We start from the raw sequence: 23,150 nt of genomic DNA, 5'->3' as shown, positions 1-23,150 counted from the left end.
CGCTCATGACGACGCCGTCGCGCCGCAACCTTTTCAAGACCCTCGCCGCAGGCGCCCTGCTGGCGCCCGCCGCGGCAACGGCCGCGCCGAAACCCGCCATGGCCAAGCCGCCGAAATGGGGCAAGGGCATCGAAGGCCAGCGCAAGGCCGATCTCGGCGACGGCACCTATGTCAATCCGATCATCGCCGGCGACCATCCGGATCCGACGATCCTGAAGGACGGCGACGACTACTACATGACGTTCTCGTCGTTCTTCACCTATCCAGGCCTGGTGATCTGGCACTCCACCGACCTGGTCAACTGGGCGCCGGTCGGCCCTGCCCTGCATAAACAGCTAGGCAACATCTGGGCGGTCGATCTGTGCAAGCACAATGGTCGCTACTTCATCTACATACCGGGCGCGGCAGACGGCAAACCGTGGTCGATCTACGCCATCTGGGCCGACGACATCAAAGGCCCATGGAGCGATCCGGTCGATCTCAATATCAGCGACTGCATCGATCCTGGCCACATCGTCGGCGAGGATGGCAAGCGCTATCTGTTCGTCAACGGCATTCGCCGCATCCGCCTGACGGATGACGGACTGGCCACCGACGGCAGGCTCGAGCCGGCCTATCAGCCCTGGATCTATCCGGATGACTGGGTCGTTGAGAACTTCGCACCCGAAGGCCCGAAGCTGCTGCGCCACGGTGACTACTTCTACCTCGTCACCGCTGTCGGCGGTACGGCGGGACCTGCCACCGGTCACATGGTCATCGCGGCCCGGTCGAAGTCGATCCACGGGCCGTGGGAGCACTGCCCGCACAACCCATTGGTGCGCAGCGTCAGCACCGATGAACCCTGGTGGTCGCGCGGCCACGCCACCATTGTCGAAGGGCCAGGCGGCGATTGGTGGCTGGTGTATCATGGTTATGAAAACGGCTTCCGGACGCTCGGGCGCCAGACCCTGCTGGAGCCGATGGAGTGGACGGCGGACGGCTGGTTCCGCGCCAAGGGCGGCGACCTGTCGAAGCCCCTGCTCAAACCCAAAGGCGGCAAGGCGAGTGCGGCGGGCTTCGCCCTGTCGGACGACTTCAGCACGGACCGCTTCGGCATCCAGTGGGCCTTCCACGATCCGAAGTCCGGCGAGATGGCGCGCGTCAAGCGCGGGGACAAAACCCTGCATCTCACCGGTCGCGGCACGTCGGCTGCCGACAGCTCGCCCCTGACCTGTCCGGTCGGCGACCGGTCCTATGAGGCCGAAGTCACACTCGAGATCGATGGCAAGGCCGAGGCCGGACTGCTTCTGTTTTACAATCACAAGGCTTTTGTCGGCCTTGGCTTTGACGGCGACCAGACGCGGACCTGGCAATATGCCGAGGACCAGGGGTGGAACCGCCAGCCTCTCAAGAGCCGCAAGGTCCGGCTGCGAGTTACCAATGTCGAAAACGTCATCACCTGGCATTATTCGCCAGACGCCGGCCAGACCTGGACCCGCCACCCAACGCGCATGGAAGTCAGTGGCATGCACCACAATGTCTTCGGCGGCTTCCTGAGCCTTAAGATCGGCATCTACTGCACCGGCGACGGTAGTGTCCGCCTGTCGGCCTTTACCTATAAAGCGCTGTCCTGACGGCAGCGCTAAAACACAGGCACATAACGACTACGCAATGACTATGTCGGGACAATTGATCAGAAGGGCGCCCCGTAGGTGTCCGGCGCGCCGTCGAGCTTTACGTCTATGCGATCGAGCAGGAAGCCCGGGTCGAGCGCATAGACATCGAGGCGGTGCTTTCCACCTGGCAACTGGCTTACTGGCAGGACCCGGACGGCGGTGTTGCTGAGCACATTCTGCTTCCACTCTTCGCTGCGGCCGAAAGTTTCGAAGTCGAGGATCTGTACGGGTCCGCCATCCAGCCGGACGGCCAGTTTCAGGCCGTTGGCCGAGGTCAGCGGATGGGCGGGGATGGCGACGATCTTCAGCCTGGCGTCCGTGACGGCGCCGGTTTCGAAGTCGTAGCCGAGCGGTTGGCGGCTTGTCGTATCGTTGGTCGTGGTCAGGTCAAGCCGTGACCTGAGGGCAGCTCCCCGGCTGCCAAGACCCGGCACGATGTCCCAATCGGCATTGCTGCGGCTTGCGGCCATAAGCGATAGGGTTCGGTTGGCACCCACTGCCTTTTCAATTCCCGGCAGCGGACCAATTGCCGCCGGCAGCGCCCATTGCGGGTAGATGGGCTCATCGAAGACCGGCAACCGGCGCGGCGCCATGTCCATGATACCTCGCCACTTGCCGCCATTCTGCGCATTGTAGGCGGCCGTGTCGGCGACGATGCGCGCATGCGCCGCCTTCGCCTGATCCGACAGGAGATTGGGATTGGCGCGGCCCTGTTTGGCGTAAAGCGCAGCCAGGTCGAGTTTCAGAATACGCGCGTTGAGGCTGGCCGCCGCACGCACCGGATAAAGCACAAGTTGGAAGTAGGCATCCTGCCGATCGGCCGGCAAGGTCGCGCCTAAACGTTCGGCGCGTTCGGTCAAGGCTTGGTAACGGTCGATCCGGCGCCAGGCCTCGCCGCCGCCGGTGCGGATATAGTCGCTGATGACATTCGGCCGCGTCGGTTCGGTCTGACCGAAGCCCATGAATTCAGGCCGGCGCTCCCAGGCGAGGTCATAATATTCCGTCATGATGGCGGCGACGTCTTCGGCCGTGTCCGCGCCGAACTGACCCGCCGCCCAACTCACGAGGTGTTGGCGCGGTGTCTTGTCGAAGGCCTTATGATCAAACGCCAGGTCGAGGAAGTACTGCGTCAGATACTCTGCCGGTTTGATGTCGCCGACATTGACGATCCACACCTTGCGGGCCTCCATCTGATAGGCCCGGTCCGCCTGTTCGCGGATCAGTGCCGGGTGGGTCGTGCCCAGCCACAGATAGTCGTGCGGCCGCCCCCAGTAGGAGATGTGGTAGTAAACACCCGAACCGCCGGGACGCTTGCGCTCCTCCGGCCTGGAAAGCTGGTTGATATAGCCGTAATTGTCCTCGGGCCAGATCAGGGTCACGTCGTCCGGGACTTTCAGACCGGTCTTATAGATGTCCAGCACCTCCTTATAGAGGGTCAGGACCTGGGGTATCCGGTCGGCCGGGGTCTTTTGCGCTTTTGACAGCAAACGCCGTTGGATGTCGAAAACCTTGACCAGGGTATCGCGCGCCTGCTCCGGCGTTTTCGCACCCTCCATACCAGAGTCATGCTTGCCGCGCAGGCCGATGGTGTAGATGTTGTCGAAGTCCTTCACTTGGCGGACGCGCTCGTCCCAGTAAGCAATCATCTGGTCGCGATTGGTGAAAAAGTTGAATTCCCCACGCGCCTTATCGTCCCATTCGCGGACATTGTTGCGCATCATTGGCTCGGCGTGCGAAGTGCCCATGACAATGCCATAGTCTCGCGCCACCTCGGCATTGCCCTTGATCTGGTAAAAAGGCCTGGTCGAGTCGTGCATCGCCGGCCACAGCGTGTTGGCCTTCAGCCGCCACATCAGCTCAAAGATGCGGGCATAGGTTTTAGGGCCGATATCGCCCACTTCGGGTTCGTAGGTTTTGGCGGCCCACGGTTGCAGCCCCCAGTCCTCATCGTTGAGAAAGATGCCGCGGTATTGCACCGATGGCGTGTCGGAAAGATGCCGCTCGCCGCTGACGGTCAGGCGCTCGACCTTGCGTGGCGTGACATCGGCCCACCATTCCCAGGCCGACACGCCCATATCGCGCGTCAGGTCGATGACGCCCCAAACCGCGCCACGCGTATCCGACCCGGCGATCAGCAGATAGGTCGCGCGTTTTGAGCGGACAACAACGCGGTCATAACGCTCCCACTGGCCCTTCAGCGTTGAAAGATCGAGACCTGCTTCGCGTGCCACCTGGATGACCAGACGCGAGTCGTAACGGCCAACCACCACACAGACCTGACCGCAGTCGGCAAGCCGCGCCGAGACGACAGGCGCCTTGCCGCTCACTGCCTTAAGGTCACGCCCCAGCAACTGGCCGGCAAGATCAAGCGTGCGATCATCGTCATGGATAACTGCGGCGACGGTCTTGCCGTCGAACAGGGTGACATCGTCTGCCAGGGCTGGCGCCGCCATGGCCAGGGCTATCAGGCAAACGACCCGGCAGAGCGCGCGCCACATGGTCAGGCTACCAATTGAACAGGGTGCCGTCCTGCAGGCGGTTCACCGGCAGATAGGCGCGCTGATACGGATATTTCGCCGCCAGCGCCTCGTCAATATCGACGCCTAAGCCCGGCGCTTCCGGCACCATCAGGTAGCCATTGTCGAAGCTGTAGCCATGCGGGAAGACCGCATCGGTTTCCTCCGTGTGGCGCATATACTCCTGGACACCGAAGTTCGGGATCGAAATGTCGAAGTGCAGGGCCGCGGCCATGCACACCGGCGACAGGTCGGTCGCGCCATGGCAGCCGGTTTTGACGTTATAGATGTCGGCAAACGCCGCCAGCTTCTTGAGGTGGCTGATGCCGCCGGCGTGGACGACCGTGGCGCGGATATAGTCGATCAACTGGTTCTGGATCAGATCCTTGGCATCCCAGATCGACGAGAAGATTTCACCAACCGCCAAAGGCGTCGTCGTGTGTTCACGGATAAGGCGGAAATTGTCCTGGTTCTCGGCAACAACGGCGTCTTCCATCCAGAACGGACGGTAGGGTTCCAGGTCGCGGCCCAGGCGGCCCGCTTCGATCGGTGTCAGGCGGTGATGCACGTCATGCAGCAGGTGGACCTGTTCGCCCAGGACGTCGCGCGCGGCCTTGAACAGCTCCGGCACGACACGCAGGTAAGCTTCGGTCGACCAGACATTCTCGGTCGGCAGGTCGGCATCCGCGGGCTCATAGAACATCTTGTCCTTCGACACGCCGTAGGTGCTGTTAAGGCCTGGTACGCCGCACTGCAGACGGATGGCCTTGTAACCCATTGCCTTGTAGCTCTGCGCGACTTCAATCGTGTCTTCGATCGAGGTACCATTGGCATGGCCATAGACCATGACGCCGGTACGGCACCGGCCGCCGAGCAGCTGATAGACTGGCAGGTTGGCAACCTTGCCCTTGATGTCCCACAGCGCCATGTCAACGGCGGCGACAGAGGTCATGGTCACCGGGCCACGACGCCAGTAGGCGCCACGGTAAAGGTATTGCCAGATGTCCTCGATCTGATGCGGATCGCGGCCGATCAGGCAGGGAATGACGTGGTCCTGCAGGTAGGACACGACCGACAGCTCGCGGCCGTTCAGCGTCGCATCACCGATGCCATAGACACCTTCGTCCGTAATGATCTTAAGCGTGACGAAATTCCGCCCCGGACATGTAACAATAACCTTGGCGTCGATGATCTTCATAATAGGTCTATCCCGGTGTTTTTGATGCAGCATGGCTGCGCAGTTCATGCCTGACCTTTATCGCACCGCACCGCGCCATTCAATATTGGACTGACCAATTATATAAAAATCTGACCATGGTACCCTCGGAAACCGATTGGCCTGTCCTGTAGGGGAGATTCAAGTAATCAAATATTAAACAAGTATCAGTGTTATTTCGCCAGGGAAACGGGTGCGATGAGGGGGTATATGGTCAACTCGAATATCGTTACGACGAAACCGAAGGGCATCATGCTGGTCTTGGCCTACGCCGTCGCCGTGCCAATCTGGCTCCTTTCAGCGCCCTTCATTATTATCGGCGATTTGAGCGCCTGGACGGCTCGCAGGCGACAGACCCTTTCGAACGATACGCCCTCCTGACGTCGATTTCGCGCACTTTTCTTTCATAAATCGAATTGTTGCGAATGCATCGCAATATATATTTACACGCCCGACACGGGCTGGTATCGGAAGGCCATGACTACGGCCTTCATGACCTTGGCGGCAATTGTTCTTATCGCCGGAGCGGTTGCATTATTATACCTCAGATGGCTGGGCCGCGGCCTGCCCGCTGTTTTAACCCCTTATGGCGTGCCCATCGCATGGCTGGCCATGCTGGCTTCGGCTGCCTTATGGATGACGGCCTATAAACCTGACTTCGGCCTGCCATTCGGTGTTCTGATCGCCATGAGCCTGCCGCTGGTGCTGATTGCCTGGCAGACGGTCCGTAATCTCGACCGCACTCAAAAACCCGACAAGCAGCGCCGCCAACGCGCAGCAGCCGATATACCCGATCATCCTGGCAAACGGCGTATCTTGCGCATCATCGCCCGCCTGATCTCCTGCCTGGTCATTGCGCCGGCGACGGGTATGGCCATAGCCATGCTGGCGTGGGAATACATGCCTGGCCACCCGGCCACGCGCTATGCCTGGGCCGTCCTTGGCTTCTCCGTCGCTTCGGCCACGGCGCTGGTCGTGGCCCTGAGCGCCCAGCGGCCGTGGCGGGCGCTCGGCCTTATTACCACCAGCACAGCCGTGGTTTCCGCCATCGTTGGCCTGCCACTGCAGACCGGAGGGCTGTCGTCATGACGATCTGGCCCAAGGTTCCCGCCCCCTTTGTTCGCCGCGTCCTGCATGGCCATAAGATCCTGGGCCTGACGCTGTGCGCCATTCTGTATCTGGTCTGCCTGACGGGCTGGGTCGGCGTCTACTATACCGAGTTCGAGCGCTGGGAGCGCCCGAACGTGCCGGAATTCACGACGGTCACACCGGAAGCTATTGCCCGCGCGACAGCTGACACACGCGCCGTCATGCTGTCGGATAACCATCGCGGCCCCCTGGACACCGACCTTTACGTCATCGTCCCCAGCCAAGAGATGCCGCGCCTGACCATCGGTTATGGCCACGAAGCGCGCGCTTATGATGCATCCGGCACCTATGTCGGGCCAGCCAGCCACGACCTCACCCACTTCCTGACCGAACTGCACTATTACATGCACCTGCCGGAAAGCTTCGGCATGATCGTCGTCTGCCTGTTCGGCATCGGCATGATGGCGCTGCTGATCGGCGGCGCCCTGTCGCACCCCAGGATGTTCCGCGACGCCTTTGCCTTCCGGGTGCGCAAGCACGGCCACCTGACAAAGGCGGACCTGCACAACCGCATCGGCGCCTGGACCCTGCCCTTCAGCCTGATCATTACCATCACGGGAACGCTCATCGGCCTTGGCCAGCTGGTGGCCATGGTCATGGGGCTGATCTTCTATCAAGGCGACATCCTGAAGGCCTATGAGCCGATTTTCGGCAGCCAGGCAGAAATCACGGCGGCAACCGGCGGCAAGCCTTTGCAAAACGGCGCCATGCTTAACGCGATACATAATCTCAAGGCCGCCGTGCCGGACCAGCCGATCACCTTCATCGCTATCCGCATGGTCGGCACGCCGACCGAATTCATCGAGATCACCACCCAACCCGCCCAGCGGCTGGTCTACGGCGAAGCCTGGCGCTTCGATTCGCTGGGTAATCTCAAGGGCAGCTATCATCTGTCCGATGGCCCTGCGGGGCGGCAGGTCGCCGCCAGCCTTTACGATCTGCACTTCGGTTCGTTCGGCGGCTGGCCCGTCAAGCTGATCTACGCCATTCTGGGCTTCGGCCTGACTGTCATGATCTCGGCCGGCATGGACATCTGGCTGACCAAGTCCGCTGAAAAGGGCGAGCCGCATCCGCTGATTCATAGGCTGTGGACCGTGCTGATCTATGGCGCTCCGGCCATGATCGCCCTGACCTTCGCCATCGCCATGGGCTTTGCCGCCCCGCCAGTGCCGGTCTTCTGGGGCGGCATGGCGCTGATGACGGCGGTGACCTTTGCCAGCCATCGTTTCAGCCAGGCGGCAATCGCCGACGTTTCGCGTCTGATGCGCCTCAGTCTTGGCCTCAGCCTGATCGCCATGGTTGGCGTCCACCAGGCCGTCAACGCTTCGGCCAGCCTCGCCGCATTGCAGGTCAATATCGTCGTGATCCTCCTCGGCCTCGGCTTTGCCGGCACGGCCCTTCATGGCTGGCTACGCCTGCGCAAGACGCTGATGTTGCAAATCGGCCAATAGCCCGGCAAATCATTAATCGATTTTGCAATTCATTCGCATATTTCTTGACAGCGCCAACCCATCTAGTAAATGCGACGCATTCTTAATGTAGCAGCACTGTGTGTGCGCCGCTAAGGCAAAGGCAATAGCTCCCCATGATTTCCAAAACCACGCTTCGCGCTTCGGCCTCAGCCCTGATCCTGCTGGGCCTCGTCTCCGCCCTTCCCGCCATGGCCGACGATGATGCGCCCGAGGAGGCTAAGGAGGTGATTGTGCTGGGCAAGCGCGTCATCCGTGAATCGGCGGGCGCCACCGGGCTGGATCTTTCCCTGCGCCAGACGCCGCAGTCGGTAACAGTCGTCACGGCTCAGCAGATGGAACAGTTCGCCCTCACCGATGCCAACCAGTTGTTGGCCACCCTGCCCGGCATCAACGTCGAATCCGTTGAAACCGACCGCACCTATTACAATTCGCGCGGGTTCGACATCATCAACTTCCAGGTCGATGGCGTCGGCCAGCCGCTCGACTGGGGCCTGCAGACCGGCGCGTTCGACGTCGCCCTGTTTGAGCGCATCGAAGCCGTGCGTGGCGCCAATGGCATGATGACCGGTACCGGCAATCCGTCGGCGACCATCAACTATATCCGCAAGCGTCCGACCAAGGATTTCCGCGCCAGCGCCTCAGCCGGCTACGGCTCGTGGAACAATCTGCGTCTGACCGGCGACGTCTCGGGCCCGCTCAATGCCGACGCGACCGTAACCGGCCGCCTGGTCTTTGCCCGCACCGAAAGTGACAGCTACCTTGACTACTACCATGTCGACCGCAACGTCTATTCCGGCATCCTGTCGTGGGACATAACGCCCAAGCTGAACGCCACGGCCGGCTATTCCCAGCAAGACAACCTGGTCGATGGCAACAACTGGGGCGCCCTGCCTCTGCTGTGGTCCGACGGCACGCTTATCGATTACGATGTGTCGGCGACGACCGCGGCGCCCTGGACCTACTGGGACACGCACAACCGCATCGCCTTCGCCGAGCTGTCCTATGAATTCGCCAGCGGCTGGACGGTCAAGGGCGTATTCACGCACCGCGACTATGATGACAATGCCAAGCTGCTCTACGCCTACGGCAGCCCGGACAAGACGACCGGTCTCGGCGTTGGCGGCATGAGCGGCAAGTATCCGTCCGAACTGAAGCAGGACATGCTCGACCTTATCGCCAACGGCCGCGTCAACCTGTTCGGCCGCGAGCACCAGGTCGTCGCCGGCTTCAATACCTCGACGAGCAAGAGCAACAAGTGGGAAGCCTTCGCAGACCTGTTCGACTATCCGGCCTATCAGGGCACCACAGTCGTGGCCCCGGTCGAGCCGGCCTATCCGGCGGAATACCTGGCTGAAGAAATCGAGAACAAGCTGTCGCGCGCCTATGCCGCCATCCATCTCAATATCACCGACACATTCAAGGGTATTGTCGGCGTCAACGCCATCGACCTCGACACGACCGGCTTCTCCTACGGCGTCGCGCAAGTGCGTTCGGAACAGAAGGTCAGCCCCTATGTCGGTGCAGTCTATGACCTGAACACCCATCTGACGCTCTACGCCAGCTACAGCGACATCTTCGATCCGCAGTCGGAAGCCGACATCAACCGCAACCGCCTGACCGCCGCCGAGGGCAAAAGCTTTGAAGCCGGCGTGAAATCGGAATGGCTTGACCGCCGTCTGTACGCCACAGCCGCGGCCTTCAAGTCGGAACAATATAACCTCGCTGAATATGCCGGCTATATCCCGGGCACGCTCGATGGCTATTATGTCGGTGTCGATACCTTCGTCGAAGGCTATGAGTTCGAAGTCGCCGGCAAGATCACGCCGGAATGGACCGTCAATGGCGGCTGGACCGACCTGTCGATCAAGGACAAGGACGGCAATGACGCGCGCACCTACGTCCCCCGCAAGACGCTGAAACTGTCCACGAGCTACGCCCTGCCCTACCGCGATGCCCGCCTCGGAGCCGCGCTGCGCTGGCAGGGCGACACCTCGACCACGGACCTCGGCCAGACAGTCACGCAAGAAGCCTATTCGGTCATCGACCTGACCGCCAGCTTCAAGGTCATCGACGGCCTGCGCGCCTCGCTGAACATCAAGAACGCGTTTGACGAAAAATACTTCGGCAGCGTGATGTGGACCCAGGCCTTCTATGCCCCGCCGCGCAGCCTCATGGTCACGCTCGACTACGACTTCTAGAGCGATATGGCGAAAAGTGTCAGCGGTTTCGCCAAAATATTGCGACAAAGCAAAAGCCTAGATCGGAATTGTGTTCCCACCTAAACCCATTCCGATCCAGGCGGAAGGCTTACCGGGAAGCGGTGCCTTTTCCGAGATCGCCCACTGTAAACAGGATACGCATGACAGGCCTGAGTTCCGCCAGCATCGCCTTACGGTCAATATCGGGATTGCAGATGGCCCTTATCATCATGCCGTCGAAAATCATGCCTATGATCTCACCGCGCATATCCATTGCCGCCGGGTCGCTGCCGTTATTCAATCGGCGGCACAGGTTGCGTCCCAGTTCGCGTTCTTGGACATCGGCGGCCTGGACAATAGCGGCGACACGTGGATTGCGGCCAGCCTCGGCCAGAACTTCCAGGGCCATGGCGGCATTGCCGCACATGTATTTGTGCTCGATGGCGTGCTCAAGGACCTCGAGCACGGTATCCAGGAGCCTCTCGTCGGGCGTGGCTTCCCACTCGGCGAACTTGGCGCGCATTTCGGCCAGGTCGTTAGCCACAATGGCCTCGATGATCGCTTCCTTGTTGGCGAAGTAGCGATAGATGACGCCGACACTCATCTTCGCTTCCGCCGCGATGTCAGCCATGCTGGCGCCATGGAAGCCGGACTTGCGGACACAGTTCAAGGTGGCGTCGAGGATTTGTTGCTGCCGGACTTCACGGCTTTGGCGGGGCTTTGTCCCTGTGGCGACGATGGGTGACTCGGTCATGCTCTACGCGGAAATCCTTTGCACAAAAGGCAATAAACGATTTTTAATGTTTTGGTCCGATTGACATACACGAAAAAGCCGCATATTGCCAGAAATGAGAATGATCGTTCATTCACATTTCTATCATCACGTCTTGCTGACATGTTTTGGCAAGGGTTGCGGTGCACAATAGTTCCATTACCCTGCGTGCCTTAAAAATCTGCCCATCCGGAGCACCCGCATGAGATCGTCCCTTTTGCCTTTCAAGCTTGCTGCGACGGCTGTGGTGGCGCTCAGCCTCGGCCTCACTGCCTGTGGCAAGAAGCCTGAAGGTGGCATGCCTCAGGGTATGGCCGCGGAAGTCGGCGTCGTGACCGTCCAGACCGAAGCCGTCAATCTGACGACCGTCCTGTCGGGCCGGACCTCGGCCTATCTGGTCTCGGACGTCCGCCCGCAGGTGTCGGGCATCGTCAAACAGCGCCTGTTCACGGAAGGCGGCTTCGTCCAGCAGGGCCAGTCGCTCTACCAGATCGATGCTGCTCCCTTTCAGGCCCAGGTCTCCAGCGCCCAGGCGTCCGTATCGCAAGCCAAGGCGGCCGTGACCTCGGCCCGCCTGCGCGCTCAGCGCTATGCCGAACTGGTCAAGACCAGCGCCGTCTCCAAGCAGGAAAATGACGACGCCCAGGCCGCGCTCCAGCAGGCCGAGGCCCAGCAGGAAGCGGCTGAGGCCCAGCTGCAGACGGCGCGCATCAATCTCGACTATACCCGCGTGACGGCGCCGATCTCGGGCCGCATCGGCAAGTCATCGGTAACGCCAGGCGCGCTTGTCACGGCTGCGCAAGCGACTGAACTGACCAAGATCCAGAACACAAGCCAGATCTATCTCGACATCAATCAGTCGGCGACCGATCTGATGAACCTCAAGCGCGCTTCGGCCAGTGGTGAAATCAGCCAGCCCGGCACCGCTGAGGTCGAGCTGATCCTCGAAGACGGCACCGTCCATCCGGTCAAGGGCCGCCTGCAATTCTCCGATGTTTCGGTCGACGAAGCCACCGGCACGGTGACGCTCCGCGCCCTTTTCCCCAATCCGGACGGCACCCTGCTGCCTGGCATGTACGCCAAGGCGCGCATCGTTTCCGGCGTTGTCGGCAACGGCATCCTGGTGCCGCAGCCGGCCGTGACCCGCGACCCGAAGGGCAATGCCATGGTCATGGTGGTGTCCAAGGACAACAAGGCGCAACCCCGCCCCATCAAGGCAACCCAGACGGTTGGCGACAAGTGGCTGGTGACCGAAGGCCTGCAATCCGGCGACCGCGTGATTGTCGAAGGCCTGCAGAAGGTCATGCCCGATGCACCGGTCAAACCCGTTCCCGCAGGGTCGAAAGCACCTGCGCCAGCTGGCGCGCCCGGACAGAAGTAGTCTGACAGTTTTTGCTCTGTATCGCGATATGCCGGAACACCCCTTTTTCGACATATCGCTTCAAATGCCCGCCCGGACTCCGTCTGGACAGGCCGCCCGCTTTAAGTTTCGTCGCGATATTTAGTCGAAAACCGCTGCACACTTTTCGACCTGTCGCTCCAAAAGACTGCCGAAGGATTTAAGGCATGATCTCCCGTTTCTTCATTCATCGCCCCATCTTTGCCTGGGTAGTCGCCATCGTCATCATGATGGCCGGCCTGCTGTCGATCGCCAACCTGCCGATTGCGCAGTATCCGCAGATCGCGCTGCCGCAGGTGTCGGTCAGCGCCTTCTATCCCGGCGCCTCGGCCAAGACCGTCGAAGACAGCGTCACCCAGATAATCGAACAGCAGATGAAGGGGATCGACGGCCTGCTCTATATGAACTCGACCTCGGATTCGAGTGGTGCGGCCAGCATAACCCTGACCTTCAAGGCAGGCACTGATCCTGATATCGCCCAGGTCCAGGTCCAGAATAAATTGCAATCCGCCACGCCACTCCTGCCCGCAGAGGTGCAGCAGCAAGGCCTGACAGTCGCAAAGGCATCGAGCGGCTTCCTGATGGTCATCGGCCTCTATTCCGACGACCAGGCGGTGACTGACACCGACCTCGGCGACTACATGTCTTCTACGCTAATCGACCAGATCAGCCGCGTCGACGGGGTCGGCACCATCCAGAACTTCGGCGCGCAATATGCCATGCGCATCTGGCTCGATCCCAACAAGCTGACCAGCTACAACCTGACGCCAACCGACGTGATGAGCGCTATCCGCGCCCAGAACACCCAGGTCTCGGCCGGCCAGCTTGGCGGCCTGCCGGCGCTGAAGGGCACGGCGCTTAACGCCACCATCACGGCCCAGTCGCGCCTGACGACGATCGACCAGTTCCGCAACATCATCATCAAGAACTCGGCTGGCGGCGCCATCGTACGCCTCCAGGACGTGGCACGCCTTGAACTCGGCGCCCAGCAATATAGCGGTACGGTCAAGTTCAACGGCCGTCCCGCGACCGGTGTCGCCCTCAGCCTGGCCACGGGCGCCAACGCGCTCGATACCGCCAAGGCCGTCAAGGTCAAGATGGACGAACTGCAAAAGCAGTTCCCCAAGGGCTACCACTACGTCGTGCCGTTCGACACCACACCGTTTATCGAACTTTCGATCCACGAAGTCGTCAAGACCCTGATCGAAGCCGTTGTCCTTGTTTTTGTCGTCATGTTCGTCTTCCTGCAGAACTGGCGCGCGACCATCATCCCGACCATCGCTGTCCCGGTCGTCCTGCTCGGCACGTTTGGCGTGCTGACCGCCTTCGGTTACTCGATCAATACACTGACTCTCTTCGGCCTTGTGCTCGCCATCGGCCTGCTCGTTGACGATGCCATCGTCGTTGTCGAAAACGTCGAACGCGTGATGCGCGAAGAGAAGCTGCCGCCTCTAGCCGCCACCATCAAGTCCATGGAGGAGATTACCGGCGCTCTGATCGGCATCGCACTGGTTCTCTCTGCGGTGTTTATCCCGATGGCCTTCTTCGGCGGTTCGCAGGGCGTCATCTACCGCCAGTTCTCGCTTACCCTGGTGTCGGCCATGGCCCTGTCGGTCGTCGTAGCCCTGGTCCTGACACCGGCCCTGTGCGCCACACTGCTGAAGCCTGAGACCGATCACGGCCCGAAGAAGGGCTTCTTCGGCTGGTTCAACCGCAGCTTCGACGGCCTGGCCAATGGCTATCGCAACACGGTCGGCAAGATACTGGGCCAAAGTGTGCGCTGGATGGTGGTCTTCGCCGCCATCGTCGCCCTCATGGTCTTCCTGTTCACGCGCCTTCCGACCTCCTTCCTGCCCGAAGAAGACCAGGGCATTCTGTTCACCATCGTCCAGTTGCCGCCCGGCGCCACCGAAGAGCGCACCAATGTTGTGCTCGACGAGATTGCCGACCACTTCAAGAAGGACCCGGCCGTCGAATCCGCCTTCACCGTCTCGGGCTTCTCCTTCTCGGGTCCCGGTCAGAACGCCGGCATGGCTTTCGTGCGCCTCAAGGACTTCCACGATCGCAAAAAGGCCGATGAAAAGGCTCCGGCCGTCGCCGGCCGTGCCATGGGCCGCTTCAGCCAGTTCCGTGACGCCATGGCATTCGCGATCGTCCCGCCGGCCGTGACCGAACTTGGTAATTCGTCGGGCTTCGACCTCCAGCTCAAGGACGTTGGCGGCCTGGGCCACGGCGCCCTGCTCAATGCCCGTAATCAGGTCCTTGGCATGGCCGCGCAAAATGGCGCCCTAATGGGCGTGCGTCCGAACGGCATGGAAGACACGCCGGAACTGAAGCTGGAAATCGACCAGGCCGCTGCCGGTGCCATGGGCGTCAGCCTGTCGGATATCAACGCCACCCTGTCGACCGCCATGGGCGGCGCCTATGTCAACGACTTCATCGACCGCAACCGCGTCAAGAAGGTTTTCGTCCAGGCAGATGCGCCCTTCCGCATGAAGCCCGAAGACCTGAACCAGTGGTATGTCCGGAACAGCCAGGGCCAGATGGTGCCGTTCTCGGCCTTTGCCACCTCGCACTGGGAATACGGCTCGCCGCGCCTGGAACGCTACAACGGCGCCCCCTCAATGAACATTCAAGGCGCGGCTGCCCCAGGTCAGTCGTCGGGTCAGGCCATGGCCGAGATGGAAAAGATCATCGCCCAGCTGCCGCCCGGTATTTCATACGAATGGACCGGCCTCAGCTTGCAGGAAAAGCAGTCTGGCGCGGAAGCCCCGATGCTATACGCCCTGTCGATCTTCATCGTCTTCATCCTGCTGGCGGCCCTGTACGAAAGCTGGTCGATCCCGGTCGCCATCGTCATGGTTATCCCGCTGGGTGTCCTGGGTGCCCTGCTGGCGACCATGTTCCGCGGCCTGTCGAACGACATCTACCTTCAGGTCGCGCTTCTGACCATCATCGGCCTCAGCGCCAAGAACGCCATCCTGATCGTCGAGTTCGCCAAGCATAACCACGAAAACGGCATGAACCTGATCGACGCTACCCTGACGGCCGCGCGCATTCGCCTGCGCCCGATCATTATGACTTCGCTGGCCTTCACCTTCGGCATCCTGCCACTCTTCTTCGCCAACGGCGCAGGATCGGGCAGCCAGAACGCCATCGGCACCGGCCTGGTCGGCGGCATCCTGTCCGCGACCTTCCTGGCTGTCTTCTTTATCCCGCTGTTCTTCGTCATCATTGAAAAGATGTTCAAGGCCGACGAAAAGCACATGAAGAAGCTGGCCGAGCAGCGTGAAGCCATGGCCTACCTCAACCGCACCGACAGCGATCCGAAGGGACACTGATATGACACCAACCGTCAAGATCATCCTTCTGGCGGCCGTCAGCGCCATGACGTTGAGCGCCTGCACCATGGCGCCACGCTATGAACGCTCGGCTTTGCCCGTGCCGGGTGAGTTCCCGACCGCACAGGTGTCGTCCGGCGCGTCGGCGGAAACGCTCGCCTGGCGTCAGGTTTTCCTCGACAGCCGCCTTCAGGCTGTCATCGCCCAGTCGCTTGAGAACAACCGCGACCTGCGTGTGGCCTTGCTCAATGTCGAACGGGCGCGCCAACAATATCGCATCCAACGCGCCAGCCTGGTGCCGGCGGTTCAGGGCACAATTGGCGGCTTCCGCGGCGACACCGGATCGGTCAATCCCGCCACCGGTGCGCCTATCGGCGAGACCGAATCCTACACGGCCGATATCGGCGCGTCCTGGGAACTCGACCTCTTCGGTCGCATCCGTTCATTGAGCCGCAGTGCGCAGCAACGTTTTTTCGCGACATCGGAAAACCGCAAGGCGGCACAGATCAGCCTGATCAGCGCGGTCGCGTCGTCGTGGCTGGCCCTGGCGGCCGACGAAGACCAGTTGCGCTTGTCGCGAGAGACCCTGCGTCTGCGCGACGAAAGCCTTGGCCTGATGCGCCAACGTTTTGACGCCGGCGCGTCGGACCAGATGACCCTGCGCCAGACCGAAGTCCTGGCCGAACAGGCCCGCGCCGACGTCGCCGCGCTCACCGCCCAGGTCCAGCAGGATCGCAATGCCCTGCGCCTGCTCGTCGGCGCAGAGGTGGCGGCGGAAAACCTGCCTCAGGCGTTCCCGGAAAACGCCGTCCTGGCAGACCTTCCGGTCGGCCTGCCGTCGGATGTGCTGTTGAAGCGTCCGGACGTCCTGGCGGCGGAATATAATCTCAAAGCTGCCAATGCCGATATCGGTGCTGCGCGCGCCGCCCTCTTTCCGCGCATTTCGCTGACCGGCGCGGTCGGCAAGGCGTCTGGCGACCTCGACGGCCTGTTCGACGGCACCGACACGTGGACGTTTGCGCCATCGATCTCGGTGCCGATCTTTGCCGGCGGCGCCAATCTGGCCAATCTGCGCGCCAGCCGCACCAGCCGCGATATCGCCGTGGCTCAGTATGAAGGCGCTATCCAGGCCGCGTTCCGCGATGTGTCGGACCAGTTGGCAGTGCGCGCCACGATCGACGATCGCCTGAACGCCACGGACCGGGTTGTCATGGCGGCCTCCGACAGCAACCGGCTGGCGCAACAGCGCTTTCGCGAAGGCATCGATTCCCGCCTGACACTGACCGATGCCGAACGCACGCTTTACGGCGCGCAGCAGGCCCAGATCGGCGTGCGGCTTATCCGCGCGATCAACCTGATCAACCTCTATGCTTCGGCAGGCGGCGGGTTCAGCGCAGAGTAGCTGCGAGCGTCAGTTTATATCTGTCGCCAATCAAGGCCTGCATCCCGGAAGTAATGCCGTGTCCGTCCTTGCGGACCCGGCGCCGTACGATCAGGCAGGCCAAGGGGGCTTCGGCTTTCAACAGCCGAAGGGTCTCCGGATCGGCCAGGTCGGCGGAGACATGCATCTCTCCGTGCGTATCCCTGACGGTCTGCGCCAGCCAATGACCCGGAGAGGTTTGCGAAAAATCGGCCGTCTCGGCATCCGGCAGGATGGTCAGGTTGATGAGCCTCTGTTCGACCGCCAGCGGCTTTTCCGACGCGAAGTGCACACCGCTCAGGTACAGCACGCGCCCGCCCTTGCCGACCAGCGCAATCTCATCGACGCGAAAGGCGGCATAGGCCGAGCGCGACATCAGCTCGAAGCGATAGGTTTCGCCGCGCGCCAGGACCTCGGCTTCGATATCGTCCTCGACCTCCGCCTGCATATCGCGACCTCTTAAATTACATAGAGGTCGACATACTCGTGAACGGGTATGGTCTCAAGTGCCGACTGGTTGAGACTGATGGCCAGGATGCGATCCTGCTGCTTCTTCGGGAAGCGGCGCTTCAGGTTCTGACGGAACTTTTCTTCCAGCACCGGAATGCCTTCGACGCGACGCAGGCGATGACCGATAGGATAATCAACACGCAACTCGTCGGTCTTTGTGCCATCGGTGAATTCGATCGTCATGGCATTGGCGATCGAGCGCTTGTCCGGATCGTGATAGTCGCGGGTGAATTCCAGCTCTTCGACGCAAGAAATCTTGTCGCGAAGGGCATCGATGCGCGGATCATTGGCGACGAAATCCTCATAGTCCGACGCGGTCAGACGGCCGAACAGCAGCGGCACAGCGACCATGTACTGGATGCAGTGGTCACGGTCGGCCGGATTGTTGAGTGGCCCCTTCTTGTCGATAATGCGGATGCAGGCCTCGTGAGTGCGGATCGTGACCTTGGCGATATCGTCCGTCGTCTTCCCCAGTTCCGCAAGCTTGCCGTGGAAAGTCATCGCGGCTTCAACCGCGGTCTGCGAGTGGAACTCGGCCGGGAAGCTGATCTTGAAGAGAATGTTTTCCATGACGTAGCTGCCGTAGGACCGCTGAAATTTGAATGGCTCTCCTTTGAACGACACGTCGTAGAAACCCCAGGTCTTGGCAGTCAGAACGCTGGGATAACCCATCTCGCCCTTCTGGACCATCAGGGCCAGGCGCACGGCACGCGAGGTCGCATCGCCCGCCGCCCACGACTTGCGCGAGCCGGTATTGGGGCTGTGGCGATAGGTGCGCAAGCTTTGGCCATCGACCCAGGCCAGCGAGACCGCATCGATGATCTCGTCGCGCGTCAGGCCAAGCATCTGCGCGACCACGGCGGTCGAGGCGACCTTGACGAGGATGACGTGATCGAGACCGACCTTGTTGAAGCTGTTCTCCAAAGCAATGCAGCCCTGGATCTCGTGGGCCTTGACCATAGCCGTCAGGACATCGCGCATCGTCAACGGCGCCTTGCCTGCGGCGATCGCATTGCGGCTCAGCCAGTCGGCGACGGCCAGGATGCCGCCGAGATTGTCGGATGGATGCCCCCACTCCGCTGCCAACCAGGTGTCGTTGAAATCGAGCCAGCGGATCATGGCGCCAATATCGAAGGCCGCCTTAACCGGATCGAGCTGGAATTGCGTGCCGAAAACCTTGGCACCATTGGGTACGACAGTTCCTTGCACGATGGGCCCCAGGTGCTTGGTACAGGCCGGGTATTCGAGCGCTTCGAGCCCGCAGCCGATCGTGTCGATCAGGCAGTTGCGCGCCGTCGTGTAAGCGAGGTCGGATTTAACCTCATAGTTCAGCACATAGTCGGCGATATCGACCAGCACGCTGTCGGGTTCGGGGCGGACATTGGAAATATGGGCAGACATGGGAAGCTTTCGGAATTTGTAGCGCCAGCCCCCTCTCCCCGCTTAAGGGGAGTGGGTAGGCGCGGGGCGGCGAGCCTGAGGGGGCTTACGGACGTTGATCCAAAGGCACGAACGGCACGTTTTCGGGACCGGTATAGTTGGCATTGGGACGGATAATCTTGCCGTCCTGGCGTTGCTCGATGATGTGCGCCGACCACCCGGATGTCCGGGAAATGACGAACAACGGCGTGAACATCGCCGTCGGCACGCCCATCATGTGGTAGCTGACCGCGCTGAACCAATCGAGGTTCGGGAACATGGTCTTGATATCCCACATCACCGTCTCAAGTCGCTCGGCGATGTCGAACATCCGAACGCTGCCGGCTTCGCGGCTCAAGGACCTCGCGATCTCCTTGATTACCTTGTTGCGCGGATCGCCTGTCGTATACACCGGATGGCCAAAGCCGATGACAACCTCCTTGCGGGCCACGCGCTCGCGGATATCGGCCTCCGCCTCATCGGGTGTGTCATAGCGTTTCTGGATATCGTGAGCAACCTCGTTGGCGCCGCCATGCTTGGGCCCCCGCAAGGCGCCGATGGCGCCGGCAACGCACGAATAGACGTCAGATCCCGTGCCCGCGATGACCCTTGCAGCAAAGGTCGAGGCGTTGAACTCGTGCTCGGCATAGAGGATCAGCGAGGTGTGCATCGCCCTCACCCACGACTCGCGCGGCCGTTCACCGTGCAGCAAATGCAGGAAGTGCCCGCCGATCGTCTCGTCGTCGGTTTCGACCTCGATGCGCCGGCCGTGATGGCTGAAATGGAACCAGTAGAGCAGCATCGAGCCCAGGCACGCCATCAGCCGGTCGGCGATGTCGCGCGCATTGGCAGTGTTATGATCGTCCTTTTCCGGCAGGACGCAGCCGAGAATCGACACGCCGGTGCGCATGACGTCCATCGGGTGGGACGACGCCGGCAGGCTCTCAAGCGCTGCCATGACCGCCGCCGGCAAGCCGCGCAATGCTTTCAGTTTGGACTTGTAGGCCGCAAGCTCCGCCCGGTTCGGCAGTATGCCGTGGACCAGCAGATGGGCGATTTCCTCGAACTCGGAGGTATTCGCCAGATCGAGAATGTCATAGCCACGATAGGCCAGGTCGTTACCTGTCCGCCCGACAGTGCACAGCGCCGTATTGCCGGCCACCGTTCCGGAAAGCGCAACAGATTTCTTGGGCTTAAAGCCCGATGCTGGGTCTCCTGCCGTATCCATGTTCGTTTCCTTCGGTCACTATTTTTCTTATTTTTGGCCGCTGAACAGGGTGTCGAGCCGGTGCTCGAAATCCCAGTAGCCGATGCGGTCGTAAAGCTCTTCGCGGGTCTGCATGGTGTCGAGCACCGCCTTCTGATGCCCATCGCGGCGGATGGCCGTGTAGACATTTTCGGCCGCCTTATTCATGGCGCGGAAGGCCGACAGCGGGTGGAGCTGGATGGCGACGCCGGCCGAGGCCAGCTCATCGCGCGTGAACAGCGGCGTCTTGCCGAACTCGGTGATGTTGGCCAGGACCGGCACCTTCACGGCATCGACGAACTTTGCGTAGGTCTCAAGGTCATAGGCGGCCTCGGCGAAAATGCCGTCGGCGCCGGCTTCGACACAGGCGATGGCGCGTTCGATGGCGGCTTCAACACCGTCAACCGCGATGGCATCCGTCCGTGCAATCAGGAAAAAGTCGGGGTCGGTCTTCGCGTCGGCGGCGGCCTTGACGCGATCGACCATTTCCGAGGCCGGCACGATCTCCTTGCCCGGGCGATGGCCACAGCGCTTCGCGCCAACCTGATCTTCAATGTGGCAAGCGGCGGCGCCGGCCTTAATCAGCGCCTTGACAGTACGTTCTATATTGAAGGCCGAAGGGCCGAAGCCCGTATCGATATCGACCATAAGTGGCAGGTCACAGACATCGGTGATACGGCGAACGTCGATCAGGACATCGTCGAGCGTGTTGATACCGAGATCTGGCATGCCCAGTGAACCTGCCGCCACACCGCCACCCGACAGATAGATGGCGCGAAAACCGGCGCGCTTGGCCAGCAAGGCGTGGTTCGCGTTGATGGCGCCGATGACCTGCAGCGGCTGCTCGTCCGCCAGGGCATCACGAAAATTACGGCCGGCGGAAACGATCGGCATGGGTATCCCTGTTTTGTCTTTTTAAAACTGGTATCTTTTGCAACAAATTAAGTCAAGCCGCAAAATTTACGCACACGTCAATATAGCGGTCAAATCAAAACGCCGGAGACAGGGGAACGTCTCCGGCGTCGTCACGCGAATGTGTAGGTCTTAGCACGCTTATCGTTCGCCTTAGTTGACCTTGTCGACAGCCTTTTCGGCGTTGCGCTGAACGTTTTCGGCCGGCGACTGATCGCCCAGCTTATCGGCGGCATTGTCGACGCCATTCGGCAGCGCTTCGACGGCGTCACCCAGGCGCTCACTGCCCGAACGATTGTCCTGCATCATGAACACAGCGCCGACAGCCAGCGCGGCGATGATCAGAACGGCAAGAATAATGATGGCGGTGTTGTTACCGGAAGACTGGGTGGCGGTGGCCATGACGGTTGCTCCTCTCAAGCGATATCCGAAAAGTGTGCGGCGATTTTCGGGTAGATGTCGCGCCACACAATTAGATAGAGCAACCGTATCAGCCTGTTTGCAAAATGACGGTGCGAGCCTTGAGGTAGATGAATAAGCATCGGATCAAGCCATTGTGAATTCACTTTTCAGGCGAGTTGAGATGCCGCGCATGTGAAACGAGTTTTGTTGCTACGCGCCAGCATTGGTGAGACGCTTAAGGACAGTTTTCAGGACGGAGGCTACCATGACGACCGACACGATTCCCGCGCCGATCAATGGCATCAACCAGCAATCCCGCCGTGACTACCTGGCCGAGCAGATGCAGATGCTCGACAGTAATGAGTCTGAAGACCGGGTCGTGACAGGCCTTCAAAGCCAGATCGAATCCCAGACCTCCCTGCGCCTTGGCGAGGAAGACCGCGTAGCCTTGCGAGCCTACCTGCGCCGCGTTACCTCTCAGTATCGCAGCGGCGAAATGGATGAGCGCAGCGCCCAGATCGACCTCAACAAGGTTCTGATGGCCGCGGCGGCCAATAATCCCGATGTGCTGAACTACATCCATATGGATGCGTGATTATCTTCCCGTCATCGACCGGTTCTTGTCGACGATGGCAATGACGATCAGCAGGAACGAAAACAGCCGGATCAGATAGATCAACGGGCTCTGGTCGTTTGTCTGCGTCAGGCCCAGCACGATCCGGTCTATTCCCTCGACGACGAAAGCGGCTGCGAAGAACAGAAAGAAGCGGTCGCGCGTTGTCGTCCATGACCGGGCGAGCAACAGCGCTATGGTGAAACACGCCATGGCGGTGGCGCCGAGAAGCATAAGTTTCATGCTATTCCGTGTCCCATATCAGGCCGTAGAGAAAGATCAGCAGCGATACGCCGGTGACAATGTGGCGCGTTAATGACAGGTCGGTTTCCGGCGGCAACCACACCTTGTCGATCATCAGAAGGGCGTTTGACACCGTCATGCCGCAGAAACATAAGCCGCCCCACAGCAGCAGGCGATAACGGCTGCGGAAGTAAGCTGCCAGCAGGAGCCAGGCGCAGATAAAGGCCATCACGGCACACAGGGCGTAAATAATGGCAGCCATCCTAGTCCTTTCTGATCCGGAAGGCGTCGGCGAAGGCCTGGACGCGTTTGGGTTTCGAATGGATAATCTTCGTTACGGGAATGAGGTATTGCCGGTAGAGTTCGGCGCACAATCCAATCACGGCGTCGGTTTCCGGGCTGTCCGGCGCGTAGCGATACCGCCCGTCTTCAAGCACCAGGATGTGGCGCTCGGCCAAGCCGTTCAGCAAGGCTGTGGTTTCCGCTTCAGAGATGTAAAGATGGCGCGCAACATCTGCCGCATCCCGCGACGTATCGGGATGGCCGCGCAGCCACAATAGCCCCTCCCATTGCGCTACCGAGTCGATATGGCGCAACAGAAACTGCCTTGCGTCGTCGGGAATGACGCCAGTCATATCCTTGACTATCGCGACTTGGCGCGACGGCA

General features: G+C 60.9%; 19 protein-coding genes. 8 read left to right on the top strand and 11 right to left on the bottom strand.

The window, feature by feature from the left end:
• Nucleotides 1-5: 5 nt before the first annotated feature.
• Nucleotides 6-1,613, top strand: a complete 1,608-nt coding sequence (locus tag AC1DON_RS13870; RefSeq protein WP_476935402.1) for a family 43 glycosylhydrolase — start codon at nucleotides 6-8, stop codon at nucleotides 1,611-1,613.
• 59 nt (nucleotides 1,614-1,672) lie between these two features.
• Here the strand turns inward: AC1DON_RS13870 and AC1DON_RS13865 are convergent, their stop codons facing one another.
• Both AC1DON_RS13865 and manD read right to left on the bottom strand, forming a co-directional pair.
• Nucleotides 1,673-4,153: a glycosyl hydrolase 115 family protein gene (locus AC1DON_RS13865; RefSeq protein WP_476935401.1), complete on the bottom strand. Its 2,481-nt coding sequence runs from the start codon at nucleotides 4,151-4,153 to the stop codon at nucleotides 1,673-1,675.
• A 7-nt stretch (nucleotides 4,154-4,160) separates the two neighbouring features.
• Complete coding sequence (gene manD, locus AC1DON_RS13860) at nucleotides 4,161-5,372, bottom strand: D-mannonate dehydratase ManD (RefSeq protein ID WP_476935562.1); 1,212 nt, start codon at nucleotides 5,370-5,372, stop codon at nucleotides 4,161-4,163.
• 492 nt (nucleotides 5,373-5,864) lie between these two features.
• On the opposite strand from manD, the gene AC1DON_RS13855 reads away from it, so the two are divergent.
• The 3 genes from AC1DON_RS13855 (at nucleotide 5,865) to AC1DON_RS13845 (ending at nucleotide 10,206) form a co-directional block, all read left to right on the top strand.
• Nucleotides 5,865-6,476 (top strand): hypothetical protein, encoded by a 612-nt coding sequence (locus AC1DON_RS13855; protein ID WP_476935400.1) that lies wholly within the window; start codon nucleotides 5,865-5,867, stop codon nucleotides 6,474-6,476.
• Nucleotides 6,473-7,987, top strand: coding sequence for a PepSY-associated TM helix domain-containing protein (locus AC1DON_RS13850; protein ID WP_476935399.1), 1,515 nt, complete (start codon nucleotides 6,473-6,475; stop codon nucleotides 7,985-7,987). The genes AC1DON_RS13855 and AC1DON_RS13850 overlap by 4 nt, the downstream gene beginning before the upstream one ends.
• Nucleotides 7,988-8,121: 134 nt before the next feature.
• Nucleotides 8,122-10,206 (top strand): TonB-dependent siderophore receptor, encoded by a 2,085-nt coding sequence (locus AC1DON_RS13845; RefSeq protein WP_476935398.1) that lies wholly within the window; start codon nucleotides 8,122-8,124, stop codon nucleotides 10,204-10,206.
• A gap of 109 nt (nucleotides 10,207-10,315) precedes the next feature.
• Here AC1DON_RS13845 and AC1DON_RS13840 read toward each other — a convergent pair whose 3' ends face one another.
• A complete protein-coding gene (locus tag AC1DON_RS13840; RefSeq protein WP_476935397.1) occupies nucleotides 10,316-10,960 on the bottom strand; it encodes a TetR/AcrR family transcriptional regulator in 645 nt (214 codons plus the stop codon).
• A 220-nt stretch (nucleotides 10,961-11,180) separates the two neighbouring features.
• Between AC1DON_RS13840 and AC1DON_RS13835 the strand changes: the two genes are divergently transcribed.
• The 3 genes from AC1DON_RS13835 to AC1DON_RS13825 all read left to right on the top strand — a co-directional run bounded on the left by AC1DON_RS13835 (nucleotide 11,181) and on the right by AC1DON_RS13825 (nucleotide 17,120).
• Nucleotides 11,181-12,359 carry an efflux RND transporter periplasmic adaptor subunit gene (locus AC1DON_RS13835; protein WP_476935396.1) on the top strand — a complete coding sequence of 393 codons (1,179 nt, stop codon included), beginning with the start codon at nucleotides 11,181-11,183 and terminating at the stop codon, nucleotides 12,357-12,359.
• 185 nt (nucleotides 12,360-12,544) lie between these two features.
• Nucleotides 12,545-15,718 (top strand): efflux RND transporter permease subunit, encoded by a 3,174-nt coding sequence (locus AC1DON_RS13830; protein WP_476935395.1) that lies wholly within the window; start codon nucleotides 12,545-12,547, stop codon nucleotides 15,716-15,718.
• A gap of 1 nt (nucleotide 15,719) precedes the next feature.
• Nucleotides 15,720-17,120, top strand: coding sequence for an efflux transporter outer membrane subunit (locus AC1DON_RS13825; protein ID WP_476935394.1), 1,401 nt, complete (start codon nucleotides 15,720-15,722; stop codon nucleotides 17,118-17,120).
• Here AC1DON_RS13825 and AC1DON_RS13820 read toward each other — a convergent pair.
• The 5 genes from AC1DON_RS13820 to AC1DON_RS13800 form a co-directional block, all read right to left on the bottom strand.
• Nucleotides 17,107-17,586, bottom strand: a complete 480-nt coding sequence (locus AC1DON_RS13820; protein WP_476935393.1) for a UTRA domain-containing protein — start codon at nucleotides 17,584-17,586, stop codon at nucleotides 17,107-17,109. The two genes, AC1DON_RS13825 and AC1DON_RS13820, sit on opposite strands and share 14 nt — an antisense overlap.
• Before the next feature lie 11 nt (nucleotides 17,587-17,597).
• Nucleotides 17,598-19,049 carry a bifunctional 2-methylcitrate dehydratase/aconitate hydratase gene (locus AC1DON_RS13815; RefSeq protein ID WP_476935392.1) on the bottom strand — a complete coding sequence of 484 codons (1,452 nt, stop codon included), beginning with the start codon at nucleotides 19,047-19,049 and terminating at the stop codon, nucleotides 17,598-17,600.
• Nucleotides 19,050-19,134: 85 nt separating this feature from the next.
• Entirely contained in the window at nucleotides 19,135-20,295 is a 1,161-nt protein-coding gene (prpC, locus tag AC1DON_RS13810) for a bifunctional 2-methylcitrate synthase/citrate synthase (RefSeq protein ID WP_476935391.1), read from the bottom strand.
• A gap of 27 nt (nucleotides 20,296-20,322) precedes the next feature.
• Complete coding sequence (gene prpB, locus AC1DON_RS13805) at nucleotides 20,323-21,207, bottom strand: methylisocitrate lyase (protein WP_476935390.1); 885 nt, start codon at nucleotides 21,205-21,207, stop codon at nucleotides 20,323-20,325.
• Nucleotides 21,208-21,378: 171 nt separating this feature from the next.
• Nucleotides 21,379-21,627 carry a hypothetical protein gene (locus AC1DON_RS13800; RefSeq protein WP_476935389.1) on the bottom strand — a complete coding sequence of 83 codons (249 nt, stop codon included), beginning with the start codon at nucleotides 21,625-21,627 and terminating at the stop codon, nucleotides 21,379-21,381.
• A 265-nt stretch (nucleotides 21,628-21,892) separates the two neighbouring features.
• Between AC1DON_RS13800 and AC1DON_RS13795 the strand changes: the two genes are divergently transcribed.
• Complete coding sequence (locus tag AC1DON_RS13795) at nucleotides 21,893-22,222, top strand: hypothetical protein (RefSeq protein WP_476935388.1); 330 nt, start codon at nucleotides 21,893-21,895, stop codon at nucleotides 22,220-22,222.
• On the opposite strand, the gene AC1DON_RS13790 is transcribed toward AC1DON_RS13795, so the two are convergent.
• Genes AC1DON_RS13790 through AC1DON_RS13780 form a run of 3 tightly spaced genes read right to left on the bottom strand, consistent with a single transcriptional unit; the run spans nucleotide 22,223 to nucleotide 23,118 of the window.
• Nucleotides 22,223-22,483 carry a DUF5985 family protein gene (locus AC1DON_RS13790; RefSeq protein WP_476935387.1) on the bottom strand — a complete coding sequence of 87 codons (261 nt, stop codon included), beginning with the start codon at nucleotides 22,481-22,483 and terminating at the stop codon, nucleotides 22,223-22,225.
• 1 nt (nucleotide 22,484) lies between these two features.
• A complete protein-coding gene (locus AC1DON_RS13785; RefSeq protein WP_476935386.1) occupies nucleotides 22,485-22,745 on the bottom strand; it encodes a DUF5985 family protein in 261 nt (86 codons plus the stop codon).
• 1 nt (nucleotide 22,746) lies between these two features.
• The gene (locus AC1DON_RS13780; protein WP_476935385.1) at nucleotides 22,747-23,118 is read right to left on the bottom strand and encodes a hypothetical protein; all 372 of its coding nucleotides are present in this window, start codon (nucleotides 23,116-23,118) and stop codon (nucleotides 22,747-22,749) included.
• Between the last annotated feature and the right edge of the window lie 32 nt (nucleotides 23,119-23,150).

Source organism: Asticcacaulis sp. P4_H10 (assembly GCF_056400965.1).
Note: the sequence above shows the minus strand (reverse complement) of the source record. Positions and strands in the feature narration are given on the sequence as shown.

Bases quoted from the DNA above. Each gene is read 5' to 3' on its own strand.
- AC1DON_RS13870 (WP_476935402.1), top strand. From the start codon at position 6: ATGACGACGCCGTCGCGCCGCAACCTTTTCAAGACCCTCGCCGCAGGC.
- AC1DON_RS13865 (WP_476935401.1), bottom strand. From the start codon at position 4,153: ATGTGGCGCGCGCTCTGCCGGGTCGTTTGCCTGATAGCCCTGGCCATG.
- AC1DON_RS13855 (WP_476935400.1), top strand. From the start codon at position 5,865: ATGACTACGGCCTTCATGACCTTGGCGGCAATTGTTCTTATCGCCGGA.
- AC1DON_RS13850 (WP_476935399.1), top strand. From the start codon at position 6,473: ATGACGATCTGGCCCAAGGTTCCCGCCCCCTTTGTTCGCCGCGTCCTG.
- AC1DON_RS13845 (WP_476935398.1), top strand. From the start codon at position 8,122: ATGATTTCCAAAACCACGCTTCGCGCTTCGGCCTCAGCCCTGATCCTG.
- AC1DON_RS13840 (WP_476935397.1), bottom strand. From the start codon at position 10,960: ATGACCGAGTCACCCATCGTCGCCACAGGGACAAAGCCCCGCCAAAGC.
- AC1DON_RS13835 (WP_476935396.1), top strand. From the start codon at position 11,181: ATGAGATCGTCCCTTTTGCCTTTCAAGCTTGCTGCGACGGCTGTGGTG.
- AC1DON_RS13830 (WP_476935395.1), top strand. From the start codon at position 12,545: ATGATCTCCCGTTTCTTCATTCATCGCCCCATCTTTGCCTGGGTAGTC.
- AC1DON_RS13825 (WP_476935394.1), top strand. From the start codon at position 15,720: ATGACACCAACCGTCAAGATCATCCTTCTGGCGGCCGTCAGCGCCATG.
- AC1DON_RS13820 (WP_476935393.1), bottom strand. From the start codon at position 17,586: ATGCAGGCGGAGGTCGAGGACGATATCGAAGCCGAGGTCCTGGCGCGC.
- AC1DON_RS13815 (WP_476935392.1), bottom strand. From the start codon at position 19,049: ATGTCTGCCCATATTTCCAATGTCCGCCCCGAACCCGACAGCGTGCTG.
- prpC (WP_476935391.1), bottom strand. From the start codon at position 20,295: ATGGATACGGCAGGAGACCCAGCATCGGGCTTTAAGCCCAAGAAATCT.
- prpB (WP_476935390.1), bottom strand. From the start codon at position 21,207: ATGCCGATCGTTTCCGCCGGCCGTAATTTTCGTGATGCCCTGGCGGAC.
- AC1DON_RS13800 (WP_476935389.1), bottom strand. From the start codon at position 21,627: ATGGCCACCGCCACCCAGTCTTCCGGTAACAACACCGCCATCATTATT.
- AC1DON_RS13795 (WP_476935388.1), top strand. From the start codon at position 21,893: ATGACGACCGACACGATTCCCGCGCCGATCAATGGCATCAACCAGCAA.
- AC1DON_RS13790 (WP_476935387.1), bottom strand. From the start codon at position 22,483: ATGAAACTTATGCTTCTCGGCGCCACCGCCATGGCGTGTTTCACCATA.
- AC1DON_RS13785 (WP_476935386.1), bottom strand. From the start codon at position 22,745: ATGGCTGCCATTATTTACGCCCTGTGTGCCGTGATGGCCTTTATCTGC.
- AC1DON_RS13780 (WP_476935385.1), bottom strand. From the start codon at position 23,118: ATGACTGGCGTCATTCCCGACGACGCAAGGCAGTTTCTGTTGCGCCAT.